The sequence below is a fragment of the Alteromonas mediterranea DE genome (genome assembly GCF_000020585.3).
Taxonomy (GTDB): Bacteria; Pseudomonadota; Gammaproteobacteria; order Enterobacterales; family Alteromonadaceae; genus Alteromonas; species Alteromonas mediterranea.
The window spans coordinates 1,573,532-1,598,291 of the sequence record NC_011138.3; the positions used below are offsets into that span (position 1 = coordinate 1,573,532).

A 24,760-nucleotide genomic window follows, 5' to 3' on the forward strand; every position below is an offset into this window, starting at 1 on the left:
TTGGGTGGCGACACCCAACTTAATTTTTAGCTTATTGAATTTTAGATAAAAAATTTAGTGGCTTAATAATTGCTAAAACAAAAACTACAAGGTAGTAAGGTCACGCGGTTGCAAACAGGCAGTAACGTTTTGTATGTAGACTTATAGTTTGTTAGTTAGATAGCAAATAACACCGAGATTAAGGAAGATATATGAAACATTTGTTTTCAAAGTATGGATTAGCGTTGTCAATACTGCTATGTATGCTAAGTTTAGTTACTTCAAAAGCAAACGCTGCGTTGATTACTAACGCCCCCGATAATTCTACTACGGCTGCAGCTACCGCTTCTGTTGCGGATACATTGTTTGGTGCCCCGTCACTATTAGAAGAATTCTCTTTATCACAAACCTCCTCTATTACCAAGATTACATTTTGGTCTATCGAAAATGCGGTCGTAGGTTTTGCAAGTGACTCCATTTCACTTAGGCTTTTTAAAAATGAACCTGGCTTTGACCATAACTCGCCACTATTTAGTGCGACAGGAGATTCTGGTATTGGTGAGACTTTCACAAAAGAGGCTGTTTCTGGGGTTACCGGAATGTTTCTGCATGAAATTGAACTGGTTAATTTCGATTTAGGGCCAGGTGACTATTTCCTCAATATTGGAGCCGATTTAATAAATAATAACGGTTTGGCTTTTGGTTGGGCCAATGCCGCGACATTAAATGCCCGTGGTGTACCCGGGATGGCGCTGAATCCATCCTCCTCAAATGGAGCAGTAAATTTGAGTGGGTTGAATGTTGATTTGGCATTTCAAATAGAGTTTGAGCCAGTTGTCCAGGCTAGCGCACCCTCAGCGCTGTCAATTCTGTCATTAGGTTTGATATTGATGCTTGTTCGAAGAAGAGTGTAAGCCTCTAAATTTAAGCACGCCTTGAACATTACGGACAGTGACTATGAATAATGGCAATGGATTGATGCCTGTGAATAAAGCGTTGGCTAACATTAAGTCAGCGCTCCTCTATGTTTTTCTGTTTAGTTTAGCCATTAACCTGTTGATGCTGGTCTCCCCCCTGTACATGCTGCAGGTCTATGATCGAGTATTGGTTTCAGGCAGTCATGCCACTCTACTTTTCCTTACAATTTTTGCTTTGGTTGCACTGATTGTGTTGGCCACTTTAGATATTGTTCGCGGGATCTTACTCGCTCGTTTAGGTAACGCTTTCGATAAAACAGTGAGCGGTTACTTGTTTAAAAACATTATTGAACAGGGAGGGCATAGCCAGCCACTACGTGATGTAGACACCGTGCGCAGTTTTCTTTCATCACCGGCACTCACCGCAATAATGGACGCACCGTTTACACCGCTTTATCTAGCGTTAATCTATATACTCCACCCAATGCTAGGACATATCGCGCTGGCAGGCGCTATTGTACTTTTTAGCCTGGCGCTTTTAGGCGAGAAGATGACCCGCATCGCCCAAAAAGACAGTCAAAATGCATCTAGCCAAGCACATCGCTATACGGATGTTTGTGGGAAGAACCGAAATGCAGTTTATGCAATGGGGATGAGCAGCCATATTCTTGCTAAATGGGATATTCCACATTTAAAAAGCTTGAGTTTTGGAAGCCTTGCCAATTCCCGTAGTAGCGGCATTTCGGCAATATCGAAAGGCCTGAGATTTGCGCTTCAAGTAGGCATTTTAGGAATGGGGGCATTCCTTGTGATAGAGCAAGAATCTTCGCCTGGAGTGATGATTGCAGCCTCAATTGTAATGGGAAGAGGGCTAGCACCTATTGAAGCATCAATAAGTGGGTGGCGCTTAGTCATTGCTGCCCGTGATGCGAGGGAACGATTACTAGAATATCAAGGTAGTTTACCCCCCTTGACTGAACCGCTACCGTTGCCAGAGCCAAAAGGCAAGTTAACCGTTCAAAACGCTATCTTTCAGTTTCCGAACAGTGAAAAACCGCTGATAAGAGATGTAAGTTTAACCATAAATCCGGGTGAGGTCATTGGAATAACAGGGCCCAATGCAGCGGGTAAAAGTACCTTAGGTAAATTGCTTTTAGGGCTTTATGAGCCTACCCATGGTGATATTCGCCTTGATGGCGCGACATACGCCCAGTGGGACAGAAAATTACTAGGGCCTCATATTGGTTACTTACCGCAAAGTGTGGAGCTTTTTCCTGGAACAATCGCGGAGAACATCAGCCGTTTCACCGATGCAGATCCAAATGAAATCATGCAAGCAGCGCAGCTTGCTGGTGTACATGAAATGATCCTTGGCTTGGATAATGGCTATAACTTCGCTGCTGATAACTTTGATGACGCTTTGTCTGGTGGGCAAAGGCAGAGAATAGCGCTGGCGCGGGCAGTTTTTGGTTTGCCCGAGCTCATTCTACTTGATGAGCCGACGTCTTCTTTAGACGCAGAGGCAGAACGTACCGTCGCTGCTGCGATAAAAGCGCTGAAGGAACATGGCGCCACAGTGCTAGTGATAGGGCATCGCCCAGCTCTCATGAACTTAACGGATAAGTTATTAGTCATGCAAAACGGTTCGCTCGCTGCTTTTGGCCCCACCAATGAAATAATGGCTAAACTCGTCAGGCCTGCGGTTCAAAAAACAGGTACCTAAAAATGAATGTAGCTAACGACGATTTACCTAAAATAAAGACCTCACTTAAGGGGCCCATTGTATCCGGCTTGACTATCTTACTGATATTTATTGTAGGAGCTACGGTTTGGGCGTCTTCAGCGAAACTGGCCAGTGCTATTATCGCAGTAGGTCAACTGAAAGTAGACTCCAACCGTAAACAAATTCAACACCTTGACGGAGGCATTGTTAACGAAATAATAGTTTCTGACGGACAGAGAGTGAAAAAGGGCGATACATTGGTAATTTTAGATCCCGTTCAAGCCAAGTCTTCATTAGGAATTGTCGCGGGGGCACTGTTCACAGCAGAGTTGAAACGTAGTCGTTTACAAGCGGAGAGAGACAATACTGACCAGCCCGATTTCACGCGGTTTTTGCATAGAGAGCATGAAGATAAAAATAGCCTGATTGACGCTCAGCAATCCTTATTTTCGATTCGGCGTTCTGTGCAAGTATCCCAACAAGAAATTCTGCATCAACAAATTGAAAACCTCAAATCACAAATATTGGGGTTTGAAAGTCAACAAGCCTCTACTCAAACCCAAATAGAAATAAGTAAGGACGAACTGGTAAATCTTAGAAACCTAAAAGCTAGAGGGTTAGTAGGAAATGAGCGTCTGCTTGAGCTAGAAAGGAATTTGGCCCAACTAGAGGGTAGGGCAGGCGAACTTGTTTCGTCCATTGCCAGTGCGAAAGCGAGTATTGATGAAAAGCGCTTAGAGCTTATCCGAGTGAAGCGCAGTTTCCATGAGCAGGTGCTAGCTGAACTGCAAGACGTTGAATCTGAGATTATTGATTTGCAAGAGCGCGCAAACGCTGCAACGCACCACCTGCAACAAATGGTCGTTAAAGCCCCTGTCGACGGTTTAATTGTAGGGCTAAATGTCCATACATTAGGAGGCGTCGTTGTACCCGGGCAATTGCTTATGGAGATTGTGCCAGATAACGATGCGCTTATAGTAGAAGGCCAAGTATTGCCTACGGATGTTGACGACTTACGGTTTGGTCAGAACGCACGGGTGAAACTCTCTGGGTTACAGCAACGGATAACACCCGAACTAACAGGTAAACTGATGTATGTTTCAGCAGACAGTATTTTAGACGAACGCTCTGGTATGAACTTTTTTATCATTCGAGTAAGTATCGCCGCTGAAGAGCTAGCTAAACTGCCAACTGAACAGCTTATTCCAGGAATGCCTGCAGAGGTTTTTGTGCAAACAGGCGAGCGGACGGCATTAGAGTACTTACTGCAACCTCTGTCCGACACTATTGATCGAGCTTGGCGTGAAAAATAATCATCGCTTCGAAAATACCGCGCCTTTGCTTATGCTTAATAAAATACAAGGTATTCACAGATTCGAGGTGATGACAACTATATAAAGCAAAAGGTAGTGGCCAGAGCAGAAATCTAGCTAAAAAACATAATCAATAAACATGAACTAAGAACGCCTTTTATAGTGCTATTTAGCGACGAGTTCGAAGACAAGGTTTTCTGCGTCTACCTTGCCTTTTAAACCACCCTCTAAAACTGAGCGCTCTAAGCGATTGATTACGTAACTATCAGCGTAAAGCGACGCTACTGTGTGTTCATTTACACTAAATGGCGGCCCAGCGAGCTCATCCTGATTGTACTCAAAAGAAATAATAAGTTGAGGCGCTTTGTGCGTAATTTCCATTAAATGCGAAGCGTATTGCGCACGCAGCTGACTGGGCAGTGCGACTAATGCAGCTCGGTCGTAAACGCCTGAAATGTTGCCTACATCCTTTGCTGAAAGCTTGAAAATGTCACCAACAAACACAGTCAAGCCGTCTTTAGCGTAAACTTTTCCATGTTCGGTTTCAGCCACAGTAGGTGCAGCGCCTAGCTCTTCAAACAGCTGCGTGATTGCAACTTCGCTAAGTTCTGCACCGACGACTTCTACTCCTTGAGAGAGTAACCAAGCAATATCGCGAGTTTTACCGCATAAGGGAACAAATATGCGTATAGGGTGAGACGATTGCTCGCCACCGCTAAGCAGCACGTGAGCATGTTTTACCAAAAGCGCATTGCCTTCTGGTTCATGAAATCCAATCTCATTTTTTTGCCATTTACTGTGCCAAAAACTATGTTCCATGCAAAACTCGCTTATGTTAAACCGCTAACTACCCTATAAAATAAATGTCACTTTTAGAGTAAGTAAAAACAGAAAAGGTAGCGGGAGAGCGCTACCTTCTTCACGTTACTTAGTTATCAAGTGGGGTATTGAAATCTTCGGAGAGTTCAAAGTCACCTTCAACTGTGGTGACTTTATTATCTACGAAATTTATCACCATTTGTTTTTGAAAATCTTCGCCGCGCTTTTTCATGCCGCGCTTCATATCGTAAACGTAGTACCAAGTATCATCGTCGAATGAGTCTTGAACGACAGGATTACCTAATACATAAATGACTTGCTCTTTTGTCATGCCAACCCGAAGCTTTTCAACGTCTCTTTGGTCGAGAAAGTTGCCTTGAGGAACGTCGATTCTATAAATCCAGTTCGAGCAAGCGGTTGATGTTAGTGTGATGCCGAGAATTACTAATAGGTGTTGCAACTTCATTCGTTAATTTGTCCAGTATTGCCTTTGTTAGTGCCAGCGAACGTCGCTGTAGCGAAATTCGAGACTGTTTTATTGCAAGCGCGAAGGCATGCTACATTGACAACTATGACCAATCAACTGCATTTTAGTTCGATATAGCGCTTTTAAGCAGCTCTTTTGCATTAGCTAAGGCTGATTTAGTGATTTTATCACCTGCTAATAACCGCGCGAGTTCATCGATTCTATCTTGCTTTGTTAACGCCAGCATCTGCGTTTCTGTACTTTCGCCATCGGTCAATTTCGTTACAAACAGCTGATTGTGAGCTTGAGCTGCCACCTGAGGCAAATGGGTTACGCACATAACTTGTGACTGCTTACCCAGCTTGCGTAAAAGCCCACCAACAATAGAGGCGGTAGGGCCGCTAATTCCCGTATCGACTTCGTCAAAAATCATTGTGGGAGTAGCATTATGGTCGCTCGCGATAACTTGAATCGCTAACCCTATGCGCGAAAGCTCACCGCCAGAGACGACTTTTTCAAGTTTGTCGGCGTCCTGACCAGGGTTGGTCGAGACTTTAAATTCAACGGTATCTAAACCTGTGCTAACAGGTTTTTTGAATTCGTCGTATTGAATTTGAATATCTACTTTTGCATGAGGCATATTCATTTGACGAATTTGCGCTTCTATATCTTGGCCTAATTTAATGGCTGCTTGTTGTCTGCTTTCAGAAAGGCCTTTAGTTGTCTGTAAGTAATCTTCGCGGGCCGTGGCAACTTCACCTTCGAGAGTGCCTAGCAATGTGTCTTGTTCTGAAAGTGATGTAAACTCTGTGGTTAGCTCTTGATGGTGCTTGTAAAGGGCTTCTGGCATAACACTATGTTTACGTGCTAAATCCATCGCTTTTGCGTAACGCGCCTCTACTTGCTGCAGTCGCAATGGGTCAATTTCTAGGTGGTCGCAGTAACTGCGTAGCTCACCTGCCGCTTCCTCTATTTGAATTGAGGCGTCATTTAAAAGTGCAATAATGGGCGTTAGGCTAGCGTCGTGCGTTTCTAACTCACCTAAACGTTCAATGCTGCTTTGAATAACCGAAAGGGCATTACCTTCATCGTTTTCATACAAGTTATAAACACTGGTTTGCGCTTGCTCTAGTAAGCTTTGACCATTGCTCAATCGTTTGTGTTCTGTTTCTAGCTCTTCAAATTCGCCTTCTTCAATAGCAAACTCGTCTAGTTCACGTACTTGGTAGGTAAGAAGTTGAAGACGGTCTTCACGCTGTTGAGCTTGGTCTTGAAGTGTTTTTAGCGTACGTTGTTTATCTCGCCACTGTGAGTACGCGTCCTTCACATTATCTAAAATATCATCGTGTTGAGCGTAGCTGTCCACTAGCTCTCTTTGATGATCTTCTTTTAACAGCTGCAGGTGGGTATTTTGCCCATGAATGGCGAGCAAGAACTGCCCCAGCCCTTTCAATTGCTGCAACGATGCTGGAACACCATTAATGAATGCTTTCGAGCGACCTTCTTTAGAGATGACCCGCCGAATAAAACAGCTGTTTTCATCTTCGTCAGACGTTAATTCGTGCTCGTCAAGAAACGTTTTAGCTGCCACATTACCGTTAAGTGAAAAGTGAGCAATGATTTCAGCTTTGGTGCTGCCTTTACGCACCGCATTGGCGTCTGCTCGCTCGCCTAAGCATAAACTCAGGGCGTCAATAGCAATAGATTTACCTGCTCCGGTTTCACCGGTAATGGCGGTAAGGCCGTTTTCAAGATGAACCGATAACTGCTTAACAACTGCAAAATTTGAAATAGAAAGATGCGCTAACATAACCACACTCGAAAAAGTTGAACATGATGATATATACAGTAACTGATAATATATACAGTATTTGGTGCTGTAAAGGTAAGTCGCAGTAAATTTTATGAATTAGTAACTAAAAGTTTATTATTTTCAATAAAAACAATTGGATATAATTATTCGATAAAATTGGGGTTATGTGTAACGTGAAATGAGAAAAATAGAGGAAAGGTTTTTTATACAGTAAAAAGGAGAGCGTTAGCTCTCCTTTACTATGGCCACCATAAATGGTTGTCAGTCGTATAGCCCTTTAACAAAAGCTATTAACAAAGCGCGAATTACTGCTGTAATTCACCGCTACCTGATTCAATGTGAGCGCGAACAAACCATTGGAACTGCTCAAGATCGGCAAGCTGACCAGTAATCATATCTTCAGACACTGGATCAATCTCACCTAGGAGTTCCAATGCCTTTCTGTGGTCGCCATTTACACCGTCGTATACAGCATCCAGCGCTTTCAGGTGATCTAGTACTAGGCCTTTACCTAGTTCATAATCTTGCCAACTGCGTCCCTCTACAATTGCTTTAGGCGTGCCTTTAGGCACTCCGCCTAATGTTGCGATACGCTCGGCTATGGTGTCTGTCATTTCACGCACCGCGTCAACTTGGGGGTCGAGCATTTCATGTACACCGATAAAGTTTGGCCCTACCACGTTCCAGTGAATATGTTTAAGTGTGAGCTGTAAATCTAATAACGCGACCAATCGTTGATCCAATACCTTAATTGTTTTGGCAGCGGCATCGTTATCCATTCCTGGGGCTGTAAATTTGATATTGGTATTACTCATGATATCTCCTATTACTAAATATAAATATCGGCGACGGTTTTAAAACGCGGCAAGGCATTTTTGCTTAACGCCGACAGCTTGTAATTGGAGTTGCAACAGGTGTGCCGAATATCTTTGATAAGCTAAGCGACGGATTTAAAAGAAGATTTTGCGGAAGATTAAAAAATCTTTATTTTTCAAGCCTGTAGCGCTTGAGAAAATGCTACAGGCTAGTGTAAGAAATGCAGGAAATCGCTTCGTCAACAGCGTGTTTGTTTAATAAAGCTTACTTCCCCAGCCTAATTTTTTGCGCAGCACGTTGAAATAGCTATAACCTTTTGGATGAACAAGATGAAGCTTATCTGCGCTTTTATTAATGCGAATTTCATCACCCGGTAGTACGGGGAGTACTATATGGCTATCACAGCTCACTTGAAGAGAGTCGCTGTTCACTTTAGACACTTTCATTGATACTTGGCTGTCGGCATCAACAACGATAGGGCGGCTGCTCAATGTATGAGGGAACATGGGCACTAAAGTAAGTGCATCGAGCGTTGGCATTATTATCGGGCCGCCTGCCGAGAGTGAGTAAGCGGTAGAGCCCGTTGGCGTGGCGACGATTAGGCCGTCACTGCGCTGACTAAATACAAACTGCTCATCAATATAAATTTCAAACTCCATCATGTGAGCAACTTTCCCGTGGTGAAGCACCACTTCGTTCACTGCTGAGTTGTTACTTTTTAACTTTTCGTGACGGTAAACTTCAACTTCAAGTAAGAAGCGTTCTTCAACAACGCACTCACCATGGAATATGAGGTCTAACTGCTGCGTAATTTCATCAGGATGTATGTCAGTTAAAAAACCTAAATTACCGCGATTCACGCCCACCACATGAATATCAAAGCGGGCGAGAACGCGAGCGGCGCCAAGCATACTGCCATCGCCACCAACAACAACCGCAAGATCGGCCTCTTTGCCAATGGTGACTAGGTTACAACTTTTTAGATTTTCAGTTTCAAGCTCTTCAGCAATACTTTCTTCTACAAGCAGTTTGCACCCTTTGGCCAGCAAATAGTCGGCAAGACTATTCAAAGTGTCGTGGGTGGCAGCGTGTTGAGGTTTTCCAATTAAAGCAACGGTTTGATAGGGCATGGAATGCTAATGTCCTTTCATTTCCAATCGTTGGACATTAGCACAAGTGTTTTACAAAAGAAAAGTGTAAAGCGATAGCCAATGCGCTCTCGAACATTTTTATCGCATTTAGCCTGTGTAGTGTATTGCCGCTGTTGGTGTAGACGTTTGCTACCAGTTCAAGGTGGGTAACAATAATTTTACATTCCCATTGCTTTGAGCGCAGCGCTAGGTATGCTGGCTTAACGTTTTTGAGAGAAGGGCGTGAGCGCAGGCACGAGAGCCGCCGTATCCATTTGCCTTATTTATTTTTAAATAAGGCACAGCTTAAATAAAGACTATCAATGCGAGGGAACAATGTCTCATCAAATTATTCTGCCAAGGGTGATGCACATAGGGAAAGGGGCAAGTGAGCGTGTTGCTGATACTGTGAAAGGGCTTAATTGCCGAAATCCGTTACTGGTTACCGACAAGGTAATGGTCGAGTTAGGTTATAGCGCGGCCATCGTGAATATCTTGGAAACCGCTGGGATAACGGTTGATGTGTTTTCAGATACTGTCCCTGAGCCGACGGTAGCGTCAATTTCCAGAGGCGTTGATGCTTTCAATACTCAACCTTACGATTGTATTATCGCATTGGGAGGAGGCAGCCCAATCGATAGCGCGAAGGCTATTGCCATACTCGGGAAGCATGGCGGTCAAATGAAAGACTACAAGTTTCCGCGTGTCGTCGATGAAGCAGGGATACCTATTATTGCTATACCTACTACCGCCGGAACGGGCTCGGAAGTGACTCGTTTCACTATTATTACTGACGAAGACACTACCGAAAAAATGTTGTGCGTAGGTTTGGGCTTTATGCCTATTGCAGCATTGGTAGATTATACACTAACGCAGAGTTTACCGGCCCGGGTTACCGCTGATACCGGTATTGATGCGCTCACACACGCAATAGAAGCTTTTGTCAGCCGCAAAGCAAACCTCTACAGTGACGCACAGGCACTCTCTGCAATGGCACTAATTGCACCTAACTTGCGCACTGTGTTTGCCGACCCTTCAAATGACGCCGCTAAAGAGTCGATGATGCTCGGAGCAACGCTTGCCGGTATTGCGTTTTCAAATGCATCGGTGGCCTTAGTGCACGGTATGAGTCGCCCTATTGGCGCGGCGTTTCATGTGCCTCATGGGTTGTCTAATGCTATGTTGTTACCCGCGGTTACCGCATTTTCTATTCCCAGTGCACCAGTACGTTATGCTCAATGCGCTCGCGCGATGGGGATAGCTACGCAAGGTGATTCAGATGATATGGCAAATCAAAAACTGATCAACGAGCTAAAGATGCTTAACGCAGACTTACAGGTGCCTACGCCCGCTGACTTTGGCATCGATAAAGAAGCCTTTTTTGCCTTAGCCTCAACCATGGCTGAACAGGCGTTGGCGTCCGGCTCACCTAACAATAACCCGAGAGTTCCCACGATTGAGGAAATGGTTGCCATTTACGTATCGCTTTGGGAGTAGTGGACTGTTCAATACGCTATGAAAATAAAAGGCCTGAGCCCGTTACAGTATCGAAATCAGGCTTTGGTTGCCCCTTAGGGATTAGCTCAGCTTAATAGGGCCGCTCACTTTGCTGCCTTTTTATCTCGCGGTCCAACCTCCATCTAGCACCATAGTTTGCCCGGTTATATTACGCGCGCTAGGCGACATCAAAAAACTTGCGGTATCAGCAAGCTCTTCAACACTCACAAATTGCTTTTTAGGCATGGGCTCTAACATGATTTTTGTTATCACCTCTTCTTCGGTCAAATTATTCTCTTTAGCCTGTGCGGCAACTTGCTGCTCGACAAGCGGTGTTTTTACGTAGGCCGGGCAAAGGGTATTGATAGTGATATCACAGTCACCGGTTTCAAGGGCAATGGTTTTTGAAAAGCCCAACAGCCCGTGTTTGGCTGCCACGTAGGCAGACTTGTAAGGCGAGGCCACCAAAGAATGGATTGAGCCAACATTAATAATGCGGCCGTAGTTTTGCTCGCGCATTGCCGGTAAAAATGCTTGAGTCAGAAGGGCGGGGCCTACCAGCATAATATTAATCAGCTGCTGCCATTTATCCGCTGGAAAATCTTCAATGCGAGAAACGTGCTGAATTCCCGCGTTATTAATCAGTACATCTACAGTGTGTTTGCCCAGTACTTCTGGCAAAGCTGCGACTTGTTGTGCGTCACACACATCAACAGCCACCGCACTGGCCGAACCCTCTAAATGCGCAAGTTTAATTACTGCTTCTTTCGCGGCCTGTTCATTGATGTCAGCGATGATCACATGGTGACCCTGTTTCATCATCGCTTCCGCAATCCCCAAACCAATACCGCTTGCACCGCCTGTAATAAATACTGTGCGTCTATTCATTCGTACCTCCTGGAGTCTCAACAGTTGGCGTGTCGCTATTGAGTGAAAACAGCATTGCTTTTACTGCGCGAACTTGCGCGCCATCTCTATTCGCGTAATCGCTTGAAGCGTAGCCCCACCAGTCCCAACAGCCCTGTGGGTTTAGTGGCATAAACAAAGACTTTTTAGTTTGTGGGTAAAGCACCACAATGTTGTTATCGTCTGCCCACGCGTTAAGGCCAGTTTGCATGGTGTAAGCATCGCCCACGGCATCTGCATATTGATTACAGCCGTGAAAGCTAATGTGAGCTCTACAGGTTTCGCCTTTAGCACAGCTTTCAGGCACGTAAACAAAGCCTTCACTCGCCAACGTCTTAGCATCGCTTTTGGCTATTTTCTGCTGATTTATCGAATGTAGCGCCCCTGATAGTGTTTCATCTGGCGCAGAGACACCTTCAACGAGATGAGAAAGCATAGCACCCGCTGCATCATAGTCACAATTTCCAATAAACGGGCTCTCAGACTTCATACAGTTCACGCCTTTGTCTTTTGTTGGAAAAAGGTGCGCCATGGGCTTGTCATTGATGTAGGTAATATTTTGAGTGTCTGTCCACTGTTTGTATTGTTCAAACAGTAAGTCGCTGACTTGTGCAATGACTCTGGTGTCTTGCGTACCGTGAAAAAGCCAGACTTTTGCGTCTTTCATATTATTAAGCGAGGCGATTTTACCTTCTGCTTCGTATTGCTTTGCTTTTTTATTCAGCGCGTTAAGGCTGATTTCGCCCTCTACTTTATTTACGCACTGTGCAAGGGCAGTGGTAATGTCGCCTTGCGCACAGTAATAAGGGCCGCCAGCAATAACGCCCACACCTTTTACCCAGTCGCTGTGCGCCAACTGAAATTGGGTTGCCATATAGCCACCTGAAGAAAGCCCCGAGACGGTCACATGTTTTAGGTCGAGAGAGAGGTTGGGCAGGTTGTCTTGCGCCCCGGCAAGGGTACTTAACGTTAGTGAGCCTGCAGACAGCAAAGATACAGACAGAGCTCGACGTAAAGAATAATTGAGTTTTTTCATTGCATTGCTGCCTTATCATTTTCTAAAAATTGTTGAATTGCGAGGGCCTGGGCTGAAATATTGGCCACCCCTTCTAAGTGTCCTAATTTACCGTCTAAGGTTGTTAAGCTGCTGTTGTTACCCAAAGAGGTTAAGCCATGGTGTGCACTTTGCGATAAATAAGGCATAAGAAGCAAATCAGTTTGGGCGGGTATAAACAGGGTTTTAGCCTTTATAGCTGAAAGCCCTTGCTTCATGTTGTCTTGATGGCCTGCAACAAAAAGCTGGCAAGCGCGCACCAAATATAGAAGGTGGTTGGCGTCCATGGTTTTCGCTCTTGATTGTGCCCGCTCGCGCAGCCAATTCACAATACTATGAGATTGGTGGATATTGCTAAGCGGCCCAGACTCAACATTTTTAAATCCTAGCATGCTGCCGTGTTCGTTGAAAAAAGCAGGGGTAAGGGCATTTTGGGTAATTAACATTAGGGATCCCACCAAGCCGTCAAGCGGTGCATGCTCTTGTGTGTAATTGCCTTTACTCCAATTTCTGTCCAATTTAATAGGCGTAGCCCAGTGTTCAAGAGCTGCGGTAGTCCACGCATCACTTTGACCTGCGCCGATAACAGAAATCATGCGTTCCACCCAGTCAGGGTAGGCACTAGCCCACTCGATAGCCTGCATCGACCCCATCGAAGGCCCAACAACCGCGTAGAGTTTGCGAATGCCTAAGCTTTCAAGCAGGGCTTTTTGTACATTTACGAAGTCTCGTATTGTCACTACAGGGAAATCTAATCCATAGGGTTTTCCAGTGTCATGGTTAATTGACGCCGGGCCGGTAGTGATTACATGAGGGTCGTAAGCATTTAAATTAGCCAGCGTATCTACACTAATGACGTAAAAGCGCTCGGTGTCAATGGCCTTTCCTGGCCCTATTACGCTATCCCAATAGCCGGGAGAAGCATCGTTGATGTGATATTTCCCTGCCGCATGAGAGGAGCCTGAAAAGTAATGGGTAATAAGAATAACGTTGGTCTTTGCAGCGTTTAACTTTCCGTATGCCTCCCAGCCTACTTTTACGCTTTTAATGTTTCTACCACCGAACGTCGTATATTGAGGCATCTCAAATACCTGCTTTTCCACAATCATGGGCGGGGCGTTTGACGTACCTGAAACAACAGAGTCTGATGACCCGTTGCTCGAAGTGTTTTCAGTAAGGGAAGCGGAACTTGTCTTTGTTTCAGCGAATACTTGGCTATTAAATACGAGTAAAAGGGAGGCGATTAGGCCTATCACTTTATTAGAACGAATGTTAATACGCGCGTTCCGCTTTTTAGTTGGTAACATACGGTAATTCGCGTTAAACAAGGGGCGCAAGCGCCCACCGGTTACTCTTCTGCTTACGTCTATTAAGCAATGAAATACAAATTCCTGCTTGGGTTTTCTGTTCATATTAAATATGCCTTTTTAACTGGCGTCGTGAACACGGTAAATTCTGCGTTATGTGAAAAACCACTTATATTAGGCTAAATAGGCCAATGGCCATGGCAAGACCAATGACCGGCACCACTACGGTTAGCGCACCCACTGCCCAGTACGCCGCCTGATGGGTTTCGTTACAAATAGCGCGAATGGTTGTTACCACATAACCGTTGTGGGGTAGAGAGTCCAATGCACCTGATGATATTGACACGATTCTGTGCAGCTGGTCGGGCTCTACGCCTTGGTCTAAATAGTGGGGCGCTACTAAGGGAAGGGCGATGGCTTGTCCGCCGGAGGCGCTGCCGGTTAACCCCGCAATAACGCTTATGGCAATGGCGGCACCAATCAGTTCGTTACCGGGAATTTGGGTCATAAGCGCAACGGTCGTTTGAAACGCTTCGGTGTTTTTAGCAATCGAACCAAAACCCACAACGGCAGCGGTGTTACCTATGGCAATTAATGCCCCTGTCGTACCCGCATTGATAGCAACAGGCAAGCTATGAAAGTACTTGAAGTTTATTGCCAACAAACACAGCACGCCGCCGCCTAACGCAAGGATAAGTGCCAGTTGAGCAAGCTCTTCATGGAATAAAAATGAAATGACTAGCACCACCACTAACGGCACAATACCGGTGAGCGGGTGGGGTAATTCCCGTTCACGTACTTGTGGGTCGCTGGCTCTTGATTCAAAAACCTCACCATTGTTCACGGCTTTTCTAATCATTTTAGCCAGCCACCAGTAGCCAAAACACGCCATAAATATCGCAACGATCAGGCTGACCTCCCAAGCCGCGAAAGGCGATGTACCTAAATACTTAATGGGGATCCAGTTTTGGATTTCAGGTGAACCTGCAGAGGTCATGGTAAAGGTTACTGAACCAAAGGCCATAGCGGCAGGGATAAACCTTCGCGGTAAATTAGCATCTTTAAACAAGCTTACCGCCATAGGGTAAACCGAAAACGCCACGACAAATACGCTAACACCGCCATAGGTTAAAATGGCGCAAGCCAGCACTACCGCTAGCACAGCACGTTTGTAGCCAATTTTTGTAATGATCCAACGAGAGACGGCGTCAGCAGCTCCGGTGTCTTCCATGAATTTACCGAATAACGCGCCAAGTAAAAACATAAAAAACCAAGAAGCGATAAAGCCTGAAAAGCCGCCCATATAGGTTTCAACAAAGTTCACATCGCCTGTGAACACGCCAATGTTATTGGTAAGAGCTACCACTAGCGCACACAGTGGTGCAGCAATAAAGAGGTTCATTCCGCGTATTGTTAACACAATAAGCAACAACAGCCCCCCTACCAAGCCAATCATACTTAACATAGTTATTATTCCTTAAAAATCTGTGACCGCAGATGATCCGAAACAGTTAAGTCGATTAAAGATTTGCGCACACCCAAAACTACAAAATGTATGCAAATCAGATAAAAAGCATGCATAACAGACATAAAGTTTGACGTTACTTTTCCCAAAATCCCATAGTACGATGGTACTACATACTATTAACAATTAATTAACTAAAGTGATTTTGACCGTAGGCAATACATCCGACAGTGACGTGAGCTTATTGATCTTTGAAGTTTTGAAGTACAGCAAAGACCATTAGGCTCTAAAACTTAGAACAACAAGGACTCACTATGTCTAAATCAGCACACACAAATAGCTTGGTATCACCCTACCAACCATATTCAGCCACTGTTACAACAGAAGAACAAAAAAGACCTTCAGTAAAACACCCCATGCGCAGTTTATGCGCCCTCGCGGTGGCAAGTGTACTAAGCTCAGCGCCGGTATTTGCTCAGGATAGCCAAACTAATACCGACGCCGAAGAGCAAAAAGGAAAGCTAGAACGCATTGAAGTTACCGCACGAAAAACTGTAGAGTCGCTGCAGGAGACGCCGGTAGCCATTACGTCTATTGGTGCGGTTGAACTTGGCGAAAAAGGCATTAGCGTGCTGACTGAAGTGCAGCAGTTCTCCCCCAACACTACGCTACAAACGAGCCGTGGTACTAACTCAACGCTTACGGCATTTATTCGTGGGTTAGGTCAGCAAGACCCGCTGTGGGGCTACGAGCCAGGCGTAGGTATTTATGTTGATGATGTCTACATTGCGCGCCCCCAAGGTGCGGTACTTGATCTTTTGGATGTGCAACGCATTGAGGTTTTGCGCGGCCCACAGGGCACGCTGTACGGCAAAAATACCATCGGTGGAGCGGTAAAATATGTAACTAAAGAAATGACCGGCGATACGCAAATGAACGTTGAAGCTACGGTAGGTAGCTACAGTCAGCGGGATATTAAAGTGACCGGACAAATACCATTGATTGAAGACACGGTGTATCTAGGCGTGGGTTATGCCAACCTAAACCGCGACGGCTTTGGCGAATATCTGGTAAGCGCGTTGCCCAATCAAGACAAAGAAAACTATAACAAAGACCTTTGGGCAGCCCGTGTAACGCTTGAGGTGCACCCAAGTGAAGATTTATTCTTCCGCATTGGCTGGGATAAAACCGAAGATACGTCAAATGCGAAAGGGGGCTATCGCTTAATTCCAAGTATTTTAACGGATGCGCCTGTGCCTGATTCAGTCTTCGATTCTTACACCAGCTTACCTACGTGGAATAAAGTCGAGCTAGAAGGCTATAACTGGCTGGCGCGATACCAAGTGAATGATAATTTAGAGCTTAAATATATTGGTTCGCACAGAGAGAGTTATTCACCAACCAATATTGACTTTGACAATACGCCGTTGCCCATATTTGACGTTCCTGCAGAATACGACGACAGTAATGATACCCATGAGCTTCAAGCAAACTATATGGGTGATACTTTTAGCGTTGTTTCGGGATTGTACTTTTACGACGGTGAAAGCTGCGGAAACTTCGATGCGATTTTAGGTGTGCTAGGGCAAGTGTTAGGAGCCACCGGCTTGACCCGTGAAGTTACCGGCTGCAATAACTCAGAAAGCTGGGCTGCGTATGCGCAAATGAACTATGACATTAGCGATAAAGTATCTTTGTCGTTAGGTGCACGCTATACCGATGAAGAAAAGTCGGCGTTTGTGAACAACGATTTGGTGTATGCGAATGTTTACCCGTCAACTGACTGGATTGATGGCTATGTAAGGCCCGATGGGCAACTTGTTCCCCAAGTGCTCGGGACAGACACCGATGGTGACGATATTCTAGATGCGCCAGCAGTAGAGAGTTGGTCTCGCTTTACCCCGCGAGTGGGTGTGGAATATCAAATGAACCGCGATACCATGTTCTTCGCTAGCTATTCACAAGGCTTCAAATCAGGCACCTTTAACCCTCGAGCTCAAACCAATGAGCCTGGTGTAGAACCTGAAGTTGTAGATAGCTTCGAAGTGGGTGTAAAAAGCGATTTAAGCGACGCGCTTCGCATGAATCTAACGCTATTTTCTTACGACCATAAAGACCGTCAATATATCGGTATAGAAGGTGATTTATCTGACCCAACGGCCCTTGACCAGCGCTTGCGCAACGCAGCAGAAACCGCAGCGAAAGGCGCTGAGCTTGAGATGACGTGGGTAGCAACCGATAACCTGCAGTTTGATGTGGCCTACGGCTATATCGACTTCGAGATTAAGAAAAATAATGCTATCCCACCACTCATTGGCTTAGCAAGTACGCCAGAAAACACGTTCAACTTAAACGCCAATTACCTGCTGGAAACCACTTTTGGCGACATTACGTTTAACGCCAACTATTACTATCGCGATGATTACCTTATCTTTGAAACCAGCGATCTTATTCAACAAGATGCTTACGGTATGGTGAATTTAAGCGCGCGCTGGGAAAGCGTTGAAGGCGACTGGTATGCTGGACTACACGTCAAAAACCTGACCGATGAAGAGTATCTGGTTGGTGGTTATGACTTTGTCACGCAAGACGATGATGGTAACTTTGGTCCGGGCCTTGGTGGCGATACTACACTTATCGGTTATTACGGTGACCCACGTACAGTTCACCTTACGGTAGGTTATCGATTCTAAACTATATAGCTTAAATAAACTTAGCGACGTTCATGACGCCTAAGCTTTTCTGCTTAGGCGTGTTCACTTTTACGCGATTGGTACCTGCGAGAATGTTGGGCGTTGAAGGTGTTGTGTAACTAGTTACGCTAAAGCATTAACCTTTTGAGACCGGCGTGATAGTATGTTGATTAACAAGGTAGTTACAAGTTGATAGCATTATGTCCGTAAAAATTTTGATTGCTGACGATCATCCTTTGTTCAGGGCTGCTATGTGTCATGCACTAACCAGCGTGGAGCACCTCGAGCTTGTAGAAACATCCACATTCCCCGATACCCTTTCTTATCTTGAAGACTTTCAAGACATAGACCTGCTTTTCTTAGATCTTACCATGCCAGGCAATGAAGGGTTAAATGGCCTTGCACAAGTACATGCGCTATACCCTGATGTGCTTGTAATCGTCATTACCGCACAAGAAGAGGCAGACGTCATGGCAAAGTCTTTTGCATTAGGTGCAAGTGGTTTTATACCTAAATCGGCCTCGGTTGAGTGTATTATTGATGCAGTAAATACCGTATTGGATGGGGAAACTTGGATACCCCCAACAGTTCAGGTGCCTTCGGATTCGCAACAAAACTCTGCTGCCTCTAATGCGAGTAGTGTATCCGACCAAGGTGATTTCACCGCTAGGTTGAAACAACTCACACCTCATCAACTTAAAGTGTTAAGAATGGTGTCAGATGGCTTGCTCAACAAGCAGATTGCTTACGAACTGGCTATTTCCGAATCTACCGTTAAACAACATGTGTCAGCCGTATTAAGAAAACTTGGTGTTATCAACAGAACCAAGGCGGGTATTGCGTTCAAAAATGCAATGCACTTAAATTAGGTTTGGCTTATTTATCCTGCGAATTCGGACTGCCGAAGTGTCAATGGTGATGAGGTAATGTTTGTTTAAGCAGGCGCTTTAGCGCCGCTGGCTTTAAAGGCTTAGGTAGGTAGCTAAATTGCGATGCTGCTGCTTTCTCTCTTATTTCGTTGCTTCTATTAGCGGTGACCAATATCTTCAATGCGAAACTCACGTTTTCTTCAGATAATATCGCCGCTACATCAAAGCCGTTTTCTCCATAGTTTAAGTGGTAGTCAGCAATAAGTACGTCAAAGTGCTGGTGGGAAACATTATGGGCCTCGGTGCCACTGGTGATTAGGGTTGTATTTGCTCCCCAATCGGCAAGGAGAGCACACATTGCATTCGCGACTTGCTCATCGTTTTCTACCAATAGGAAACGTTTGTTTTCCAAAAACAGTTCTTTGTCCCCCTGTGTCAGGATAGTTGTCGCCTCAGTTTTTCATAGTATTAGACAGGGTGCGGAAGTTAGGCATGAGTGAGACATTATCCAGAAGAACATAAAAAGGCAGTGGTTAGTAAGTTGATTGAAAGCGGTTTATCATTACGCCAGTTTGCGCAAAGAGAAGGTATTAGCCTGTCTACGTTGTATGGTTGGCGGGACAAGTATACAGAGGCCGATTTCAGTTTGACTAAAAGTAATACGCCAGAGAATTGGACCGCAGAGCAGAAGTTTTCTGCGGTGATAGAGACTGCTGCCATGTCGGAAGTTGAGGTAAGTGAATACTGCCGGAAAAAGGGCCTTTTCCCGGAGCAAATCCAGCAATGGAAACATAGCTGTATCTCCGGTAATCAATCCGAGGCGGATAAGCGTAAACAGCAGGCCCAGGAACGTAAAGCGGATAAGAAACGCATTAAAGAGCTGGAAAGAGAGTTAAAACGCAAAGACGCAGCGTTAGCCGAAACTGCTGCGCTTCTGGTGCTTAGAAAAAAGTTAAATGCCTACTGGGGGGAAGACGAGGACAACTAACCACGTTCTCAGATAGGCAATACTATATTTCACTGATTGATGAAGCCGTTAGTGCGGGGGCCAGAAAGCACAAAGCCTGTGGCATCATCGGCTTATCCCTGCGCACGTTACAACGATGGCGGGACGCGGATGGAATTTGTGCAGATAAGCGCCCGGAGGCGAGCAGGCCGACGCCTGCAAATAAGCTAACTGAGATAGAACAACAAGCCATTTTGGATATCTGCAATGAAGAGCGGTTTGCCAGTCTGCCGCCCAGTCAGATTGTGCCCATGTTGGCCGATGAGGGAGTTTATCTGGGTTCGGAATCCAGCTTTTACCGTATATTGAAAGCCAATAATCAGCTTAGCCACAGAGGCAAAGCAAAACCCAAAGGTACACAGGCAAAACCTGATGGATTTACGGCTACGGGACCCTGTGAAGTGTGGACCTGGGATATATCGTACTGCCCCTCTACGGTCATTGGTCGGTTCTTTTATCTGTACATGATAATGGATATTTTTAGCCGTAAAGTTGTGGGATGGGAAGTGTATGATTGCGAGTCTGGTGATCATGCCGCTAACCTCTTGGAACGCACGCTATGGTCTGAGAAATGCGTGAATGACGAGATAATCTTACATTCTGATAATGGCAGTCCGATGAAGAGCCTGACCATGCAAGCTAAGATGATTGAAATGGGCGTTATCGGCTCACGTAGCCGTCCCGGTGTCAGTAATGACAACCCTTACTCAGAATCTCTGTTCCGCACAGTCAAATACTGCCATAGATGGCCGAGTGAAGGCTTTAAGTCGCTGGAGGAAGCGCGAGCCTGGGTGCGAGATTTTGTCCGCTGGTATAACACCGAACATCGCCATAGCCGCATAAGATTCGTTACCCCAGAGCAGCGACACAAAGGTGAAGACCAACAGATACTGGCAAAGCGCACTGAGTTATATGCCGAGGCAAAAGTGAGAAATCCAAGTCGTTGGTCTGGTGAAACCAGAAACTGGGATAAGATCGGAAGCGTAGAGCTAAATCCGGAGAATAAAAAAGAAGCAGCTTAACAGCTCAGGCGACAACTACCTTGAAAAACGCCGTTGTTATAGCTTTCCGTTTTCAGCACTTGTTTTGAATTACCACTCGTATGCATTATGCGTGTTGCTGTAACACTAAAACAGCTACCTTTTCCCGGTAATGAGGTTAGCCCTACTTGATGGCCGAGTAATCGACAAATTTTCTCTACAATAGTTAAGCCTAATCCAATCCCTTCACCTTTGTTGTTATCCAGCTGGTGGAACTCACTAAAAATTTCATGCTGTTGGTGTGCAGCAATACCTAAACCGGTATCGTAAACACAAAGCTTTATTTTTTTCTCGGTATTTGCAGTTTGTATGCGCCTAACGCCCACTAAAATGCTGCCTTTAGGGGTATAGCGAACCGCGTTGGACAATAAGTTTTGCAGCACACGTCGCAGCAAGTTTTTGTCTGAATACACCAAGACATTCGTTTGTACATACCTCAGCGTAACCCCTTTTTGCTTTGCAATAACACTGAACTCTTGTACCAACGAAGATAGCATCTCATCGATGGCAAATTCAGTCTTTTGCGGTATGAGAACGCCAGCATCTAATTTTGTCATATCCAGCAACATAGAAAGTAAGCTCTGAGCGTTATCTAGCGAATTCACCACGCCTTCAGACAGCGTAGCCAGTTCGCTACCTTGCGTTTTTTTGCTCAGCATGCTGGCAAATAATGTGGCGGCGTTAAAAGGCTGCATGAGATCGTGGCCAGCTGCCGCCAAAAACTTGGTTTTGCTTTCGTTGGCTTTATCAGCCTGAAGCTTAGCTTCCTCTAGTTCTGCAGTGCGTTGAGCAACTCTTTCCTCCAGATCTTCTTTTGCACTTTCTAATTCTTTTTGAATTGCCATGTATTCAGTGATATCGCTATAGGTAGTCACGTAGCCGCCACCAGGAAGGGGCGCACCGTTTAGCTCTATCACTTTTCCATCAGGCTGCTTGCGGATATGCTTGTGGCGGGTACCCTCACGCATATAGCTCACCCGTTTATCAATGGAGGAGGGGTTGAACAAGCCCCGCTTAGCGTTGTAACTCAGTATATCGGTAATCGGCATACCTGCTTTTAAAAAGCCTTTAGGGTAAGCAAAAAGCTCTACGTATCTATCATTCCATGCCAGTAATTGGAGCTTGTCATCAACTACACTGATTCCCTGTTCAATATTTTGTACCGATGATTGAAGTACCTCGTGATTGAATTGAAAAGACTGTGTTGCTTCTTCTACCCAGTCAACTAACTCCGGCAAGGCAGCTCTACCAGTATCCGCGATAGCGCCTAGTAATATTCGAGCACTGGGCGCTCCCACTTGGGCGGCAAGCAATTTATTCACCCTATCGATAAGGGCCTGACTGGCATAGCCGCTGCTTGATGCACGCTCAACATCAATCGTAAGTTGCTTTACAAGCTGGGAATGGGTGGCGCTTTCGAGTACCCGTTCCGTTAACGCCATTAAGTCACGCACTTTAACGAGTAAATTGGGGGGCGAATTGCTTTGCAGTGTCGTGTCGGTTTCGTTTGTCCCGTGTCGCGAAGAAATGAACGCCACAACAACAAATGTAATGCAATTAGCCAGTAACGAGAAGGCAAATCCTAGCCCAAGCGCTTGGTCGGTTGGAGCAGGGTTAAAATAGTAGCTAGAAAGCAGGCTGGGGTAGAGTAGAAATATCGCCCAGCACGTAGAACCCACTAATAAAGCGGATACAGCAGCGGCTTTGCTGCTACGCCGCCAATAGATTCCGAACATTAACACGGGCATGCACTGTGCTAACAGCGCAATGGCAATTACACCACTTTTAACTAAGGGCGCGGCCTGACTTATATTAAGGTGATACCAGAGCGCAATGCTAAGAACGACTACTACGGTAATACGACGTATAGAAAGGATCTTACTTGGTTGCATTGACTGGTTTGGAGACGTTTTTAACCGGGCTTTCAGCCACAGCGGCGTAACAACATTGTTTGATATCATTATGCCCATGGCTAGAGTTGCAACAATCACCATGCTGGTGGTGGCAGAAAGACCGCCTATGAAAGCAAAGGACGACAGCGCGATATTTTCAGTATGTAAAGGCAGGGCAAGCACGTACGCATCAGAGCTTGTACCCACCGGCAGCAGCATTTTTCCTGCAAGTGCAATAGGAATAATAAAAAGGGTCATTCCAAATAAATAGAGGGGAAATAGCCACCTTGCTGTTCTAAGCTCTCCCTCACCGTTCTGCTCAACAAAGTTCATATGGAATTGGCGTGGCAGTACAAACATAGAGCAAACACCAAGGGCTACATGTGATAAATAGACCCATGGCGCGCTATCGGCATAAATGACGTCTCTAGCACTGTCATTGGATGCGGCGTTAGATATTAAATCTAATGCGCCATCGAATAAAAAGAAGCAAACAAAAATACCCACAGCCCACAGGGCGACAAGCTTAATAATTGACTCAAATGCTATAGTAAGCAGCAAACCGGGGTGCTTATCAGTTAAATTCAGCGTACGCGTGCCGAAGGTTATAGCAAATATGGCGAGCAAACCGGCCACATAAATGCTTAACCAAGGTGTGGTGGTTTGGGGCTCACCAGTGAGTAAATTAATAGACTTTGTAATAGCGTCTAGCTGAAGTGCTATATAGGGCACAACACCAAAAAAACACAGTAAAGTGATAAGAGCGGCAATTAAATGAGAGTGTTGGTACTTCAATGATATGAGGTCAGCCAGCGAGCTGATGTTGTGTTGCTGGCATAGTCTACTTATGTGAAGTATTACGGGAAAGGCAAATGCCATGGTCAACGTAATACCCAAATACGTAGGGATAACTGCCCAGCCGTATTGTGCCGCTTGCGATGTAGTGCCGAAAAACGCCCAAGAGGTACAGTGCACACCTAAACCAAGGCTATAGAGAACAGGGTGCTGCCGGTTATCGCGTAAATGCCTGTCGCCCCAAAATGCCAAAGCAAAAAGCGCGAGAAGGTAAAAACCAACGATAGTGCCAACCGTCCATATACTTAGCATTGGTAGCCCGTGTGATAGCTCGTCCGTGTAGTTGCACGCATTTTCAAAACTCGCGACTGTACAGTTTATAAGAACTTACAATAACATGTTCTTTACATATGGCGCATCTCCCACGATTTTTTAAAAATCACCCACAAAAATATTGTGGATACCCTTGATCACCTTAAAACTAGCCCCATAACTAAGCGCAACGAAGTTATTCCCAGTAATTTGAGTGTTATTGGGCATCGCCTAATTAAGAAAAACGTGTGGAGGTAGGCATGAGCGATAATCGCGACGTGCAGGCAGAACAAGAAAATGCAGTTGATGAAACTGTACTAGGCGCAGAAGAGGCGCAGGTTGAAACGTCAGAAGCAGAAGGCGTAGAACTAGATGAAAATGCACAGCGCATTTATGAACTAGAAACCGCACTTTCTGAGGCGCAAGCAACCATCAAAGAACAGCAAGATGGCGTGCTTCGTGCGCGTGCAGACGCTGACAACGCACGTCGTCGTGCTGAAGGTGAAGTAGAAAAGGCACGCAAATTTGCTCTTGAACGTTTTGCGGGCGAATTGCTTCCGGTTATCGATAACCTAGAGCGCGCTATCGAAATGACTGATGGCGACAATGAGGCCGTTAAACCGCTTTTAGAAGGTGTGGAAATGACCCACAAAACTTTCTTAGGCACTATTGAGAAATTCGGATTAAGCCTTATTGATCCGCAGGGCGAAACCTTTAACCCTGATTTGCATCAGGCAATGTCGATGCAAGAAAGTGCAGACCACGAGCCAAATACAGTGATGGCGGTTATGCAGAAAGGTTATCAAATTAACGGCCGCTTGTTACGCCCTGCCATGGTTATGGTATCGCGTGCGCCAAGCGACGGTGTGGATACGCAAGCTTAATACGCTTTTTTGCGACAAACACACGAAAATGTCAGTTTTTTTACTGGCATCTATTGAAAAGCCG

19 protein-coding genes are annotated in these 24,760 nt (G+C 45.4%); 8 read left to right on the plus strand and 11 right to left on the minus strand.

Annotation, left to right across the window (positions count from 1 at the left end; translation table 11 throughout):
- Positions 1-191 precede the first annotated feature (191 nt).
- The 3 genes from MADE_RS07095 to MADE_RS07105 are packed head-to-tail and all read left to right on the plus strand — an operon-like array spanning position 192 to position 3,932.
- Positions 192-893 carry a hypothetical protein gene (locus tag MADE_RS07095; protein WP_012517875.1) on the plus strand — a complete coding sequence of 234 codons (702 nt, stop codon included), beginning with the start codon at positions 192-194 and terminating at the stop codon, positions 891-893.
- A 43-nt stretch (positions 894-936) separates the two neighbouring features.
- Entirely contained in the window at positions 937-2,619 is a 1,683-nt protein-coding gene (locus MADE_RS07100; RefSeq protein ID WP_232363107.1) for a type I secretion system permease/ATPase, read from the plus strand.
- A gap of 2 nt (positions 2,620-2,621) precedes the next feature.
- Positions 2,622-3,932 carry an HlyD family type I secretion periplasmic adaptor subunit gene (locus MADE_RS07105; RefSeq protein ID WP_012517877.1) on the plus strand — a complete coding sequence of 437 codons (1,311 nt, stop codon included), beginning with the start codon at positions 2,622-2,624 and terminating at the stop codon, positions 3,930-3,932.
- Positions 3,933-4,097: 165 nt separating this feature from the next.
- Here MADE_RS07105 and tmpT read toward each other — a convergent pair whose 3' ends face one another.
- The 5 genes from tmpT to nadK all read right to left on the minus strand — a co-directional run bounded on the left by tmpT (position 4,098) and on the right by nadK (position 8,976).
- Entirely contained in the window at positions 4,098-4,751 is a 654-nt protein-coding gene (tmpT, locus tag MADE_RS07110) for a thiopurine S-methyltransferase (protein WP_012517878.1), read from the minus strand.
- A 109-nt stretch (positions 4,752-4,860) separates the two neighbouring features.
- Positions 4,861-5,217, minus strand: coding sequence for an outer membrane protein assembly factor BamE (locus tag MADE_RS07115; RefSeq protein ID WP_012517879.1), 357 nt, complete (start codon positions 5,215-5,217; stop codon positions 4,861-4,863).
- A gap of 124 nt (positions 5,218-5,341) precedes the next feature.
- The gene (gene recN, locus MADE_RS07120; protein WP_012517880.1) at positions 5,342-7,027 is read right to left on the minus strand and encodes a DNA repair protein RecN; all 1,686 of its coding nucleotides are present in this window, start codon (positions 7,025-7,027) and stop codon (positions 5,342-5,344) included.
- A gap of 308 nt (positions 7,028-7,335) precedes the next feature.
- Positions 7,336-7,845 (minus strand): DNA starvation/stationary phase protection protein Dps, encoded by a 510-nt coding sequence (dps, locus tag MADE_RS07125; RefSeq protein WP_012517881.1) that lies wholly within the window; start codon positions 7,843-7,845, stop codon positions 7,336-7,338.
- 255 nt (positions 7,846-8,100) lie between these two features.
- Entirely contained in the window at positions 8,101-8,976 is an 876-nt protein-coding gene (gene nadK / locus MADE_RS07130) for an NAD(+) kinase (protein ID WP_012517882.1), read from the minus strand.
- A 336-nt stretch (positions 8,977-9,312) separates the two neighbouring features.
- Here nadK and MADE_RS07135 point away from each other — a divergent pair, with 336 nt between their 5' ends.
- Positions 9,313-10,473 carry an iron-containing alcohol dehydrogenase gene (locus tag MADE_RS07135; protein WP_012517883.1) on the plus strand — a complete coding sequence of 387 codons (1,161 nt, stop codon included), beginning with the start codon at positions 9,313-9,315 and terminating at the stop codon, positions 10,471-10,473.
- 120 nt (positions 10,474-10,593) lie between these two features.
- Here MADE_RS07135 and MADE_RS07140 read toward each other — a convergent pair whose 3' ends face one another.
- The 4 genes from MADE_RS07140 to MADE_RS07155 form a co-directional block, all read right to left on the minus strand.
- The gene (locus MADE_RS07140; protein ID WP_012517884.1) at positions 10,594-11,361 is read right to left on the minus strand and encodes a 3-hydroxybutyrate dehydrogenase; all 768 of its coding nucleotides are present in this window, start codon (positions 11,359-11,361) and stop codon (positions 10,594-10,596) included.
- On the minus strand, positions 11,354-12,415 hold the full coding sequence (locus MADE_RS07145) for an extracellular catalytic domain type 2 short-chain-length polyhydroxyalkanoate depolymerase (RefSeq protein ID WP_012517885.1): 1,062 nt from the start codon (positions 12,413-12,415) through the stop codon (positions 11,354-11,356). The genes MADE_RS07140 and MADE_RS07145 overlap by 8 nt, the downstream gene beginning before the upstream one ends.
- Positions 12,412-13,845, minus strand: coding sequence for an E22 family MetX-like putative esterase (locus MADE_RS07150; protein WP_012517886.1), 1,434 nt, complete (start codon positions 13,843-13,845; stop codon positions 12,412-12,414). The genes MADE_RS07145 and MADE_RS07150 overlap by 4 nt, the downstream gene beginning before the upstream one ends.
- A 64-nt stretch (positions 13,846-13,909) precedes the next feature.
- Positions 13,910-15,205 carry a GntP family permease gene (locus MADE_RS07155; RefSeq protein WP_012517887.1) on the minus strand — a complete coding sequence of 432 codons (1,296 nt, stop codon included), beginning with the start codon at positions 15,203-15,205 and terminating at the stop codon, positions 13,910-13,912.
- Between the two features lie 314 nt (positions 15,206-15,519).
- On the opposite strand from MADE_RS07155, the gene MADE_RS07160 reads away from it, so the two are divergent.
- Both MADE_RS07160 and MADE_RS07165 read left to right on the plus strand, forming a co-directional pair.
- Positions 15,520-17,898, plus strand: coding sequence for a TonB-dependent receptor (locus tag MADE_RS07160; protein ID WP_012517888.1), 2,379 nt, complete (start codon positions 15,520-15,522; stop codon positions 17,896-17,898).
- Positions 17,899-18,098: 200 nt separating this feature from the next.
- The gene (locus tag MADE_RS07165; RefSeq protein WP_012517889.1) at positions 18,099-18,767 is read left to right on the plus strand and encodes a response regulator transcription factor; all 669 of its coding nucleotides are present in this window, start codon (positions 18,099-18,101) and stop codon (positions 18,765-18,767) included.
- A 40-nt stretch (positions 18,768-18,807) separates the two neighbouring features.
- Here MADE_RS07165 and MADE_RS07170 read toward each other — a convergent pair whose 3' ends face one another.
- The gene (locus MADE_RS07170) at positions 18,808-19,179 is read right to left on the minus strand and encodes a response regulator (protein ID WP_012517890.1); all 372 of its coding nucleotides are present in this window, start codon (positions 19,177-19,179) and stop codon (positions 18,808-18,810) included.
- Between the two features lie 84 nt (positions 19,180-19,263).
- Here MADE_RS07170 and MADE_RS20185 point away from each other — a divergent pair.
- Positions 19,264-20,795, plus strand: a protein-coding gene (locus MADE_RS20185) for an IS3 family transposase (protein ID WP_414631214.1) whose coding sequence is annotated in 2 segments (ribosomal slippage) — positions 19,264-19,726 and positions 19,726-20,795 — 1,533 coding nt in all. Because the reading frame shifts where the segments join, the coding sequence is not laid out codon by codon here.
- On the opposite strand, the gene MADE_RS07185 is transcribed toward MADE_RS20185, so the two are convergent.
- Complete coding sequence (locus MADE_RS07185) at positions 20,792-23,812, minus strand: sodium:solute symporter family transporter (protein WP_012517893.1); 3,021 nt, start codon at positions 23,810-23,812, stop codon at positions 20,792-20,794. The two genes, MADE_RS20185 and MADE_RS07185, sit on opposite strands and share 4 nt — an antisense overlap.
- A 260-nt stretch (positions 23,813-24,072) precedes the next feature.
- Between MADE_RS07185 and grpE the strand changes: the two genes are divergently transcribed.
- Positions 24,073-24,696 (plus strand): nucleotide exchange factor GrpE, encoded by a 624-nt coding sequence (gene grpE / locus MADE_RS07190; protein ID WP_012517894.1) that lies wholly within the window; start codon positions 24,073-24,075, stop codon positions 24,694-24,696.
- The last annotated feature ends 64 nt before the right edge of the window (positions 24,697-24,760 follow it).

What these genes read in the sequence shown, in the direction of transcription:
- MADE_RS07095 (WP_012517875.1), top strand. Translation starts at nt 192, where the DNA reads ATGAAACATTTGTTTTCAAAGTATGGATTAGCGTTGTCAATACTGCTA.
- MADE_RS07100 (WP_232363107.1), top strand. Translation starts at nt 937, where the DNA reads ATGAATAATGGCAATGGATTGATGCCTGTGAATAAAGCGTTGGCTAAC.
- MADE_RS07105 (WP_012517877.1), top strand. Translation starts at nt 2,622, where the DNA reads ATGAATGTAGCTAACGACGATTTACCTAAAATAAAGACCTCACTTAAG.
- tmpT (WP_012517878.1), bottom strand. Translation starts at nt 4,751, where the DNA reads ATGGAACATAGTTTTTGGCACAGTAAATGGCAAAAAAATGAGATTGGA.
- MADE_RS07115 (WP_012517879.1), bottom strand. Translation starts at nt 5,217, where the DNA reads ATGAAGTTGCAACACCTATTAGTAATTCTCGGCATCACACTAACATCA.
- recN (WP_012517880.1), bottom strand. Translation starts at nt 7,027, where the DNA reads ATGTTAGCGCATCTTTCTATTTCAAATTTTGCAGTTGTTAAGCAGTTA.
- dps (WP_012517881.1), bottom strand. Translation starts at nt 7,845, where the DNA reads ATGAGTAATACCAATATCAAATTTACAGCCCCAGGAATGGATAACGAT.
- nadK (WP_012517882.1), bottom strand. Translation starts at nt 8,976, where the DNA reads ATGCCCTATCAAACCGTTGCTTTAATTGGAAAACCTCAACACGCTGCC.
- MADE_RS07135 (WP_012517883.1), top strand. Translation starts at nt 9,313, where the DNA reads ATGTCTCATCAAATTATTCTGCCAAGGGTGATGCACATAGGGAAAGGG.
- MADE_RS07140 (WP_012517884.1), bottom strand. Translation starts at nt 11,361, where the DNA reads ATGAATAGACGCACAGTATTTATTACAGGCGGTGCAAGCGGTATTGGT.
- MADE_RS07145 (WP_012517885.1), bottom strand. Translation starts at nt 12,415, where the DNA reads ATGAAAAAACTCAATTATTCTTTACGTCGAGCTCTGTCTGTATCTTTG.
- MADE_RS07150 (WP_012517886.1), bottom strand. Translation starts at nt 13,845, where the DNA reads ATGAACAGAAAACCCAAGCAGGAATTTGTATTTCATTGCTTAATAGAC.
- MADE_RS07155 (WP_012517887.1), bottom strand. Translation starts at nt 15,205, where the DNA reads ATGTTAAGTATGATTGGCTTGGTAGGGGGGCTGTTGTTGCTTATTGTG.
- MADE_RS07160 (WP_012517888.1), top strand. Translation starts at nt 15,520, where the DNA reads ATGTCTAAATCAGCACACACAAATAGCTTGGTATCACCCTACCAACCA.
- MADE_RS07165 (WP_012517889.1), top strand. Translation starts at nt 18,099, where the DNA reads ATGTCCGTAAAAATTTTGATTGCTGACGATCATCCTTTGTTCAGGGCT.
- MADE_RS07185 (WP_012517893.1), bottom strand. Translation starts at nt 23,812, where the DNA reads ATGCTAAGTATATGGACGGTTGGCACTATCGTTGGTTTTTACCTTCTC.
- grpE (WP_012517894.1), top strand. Translation starts at nt 24,073, where the DNA reads ATGAGCGATAATCGCGACGTGCAGGCAGAACAAGAAAATGCAGTTGAT.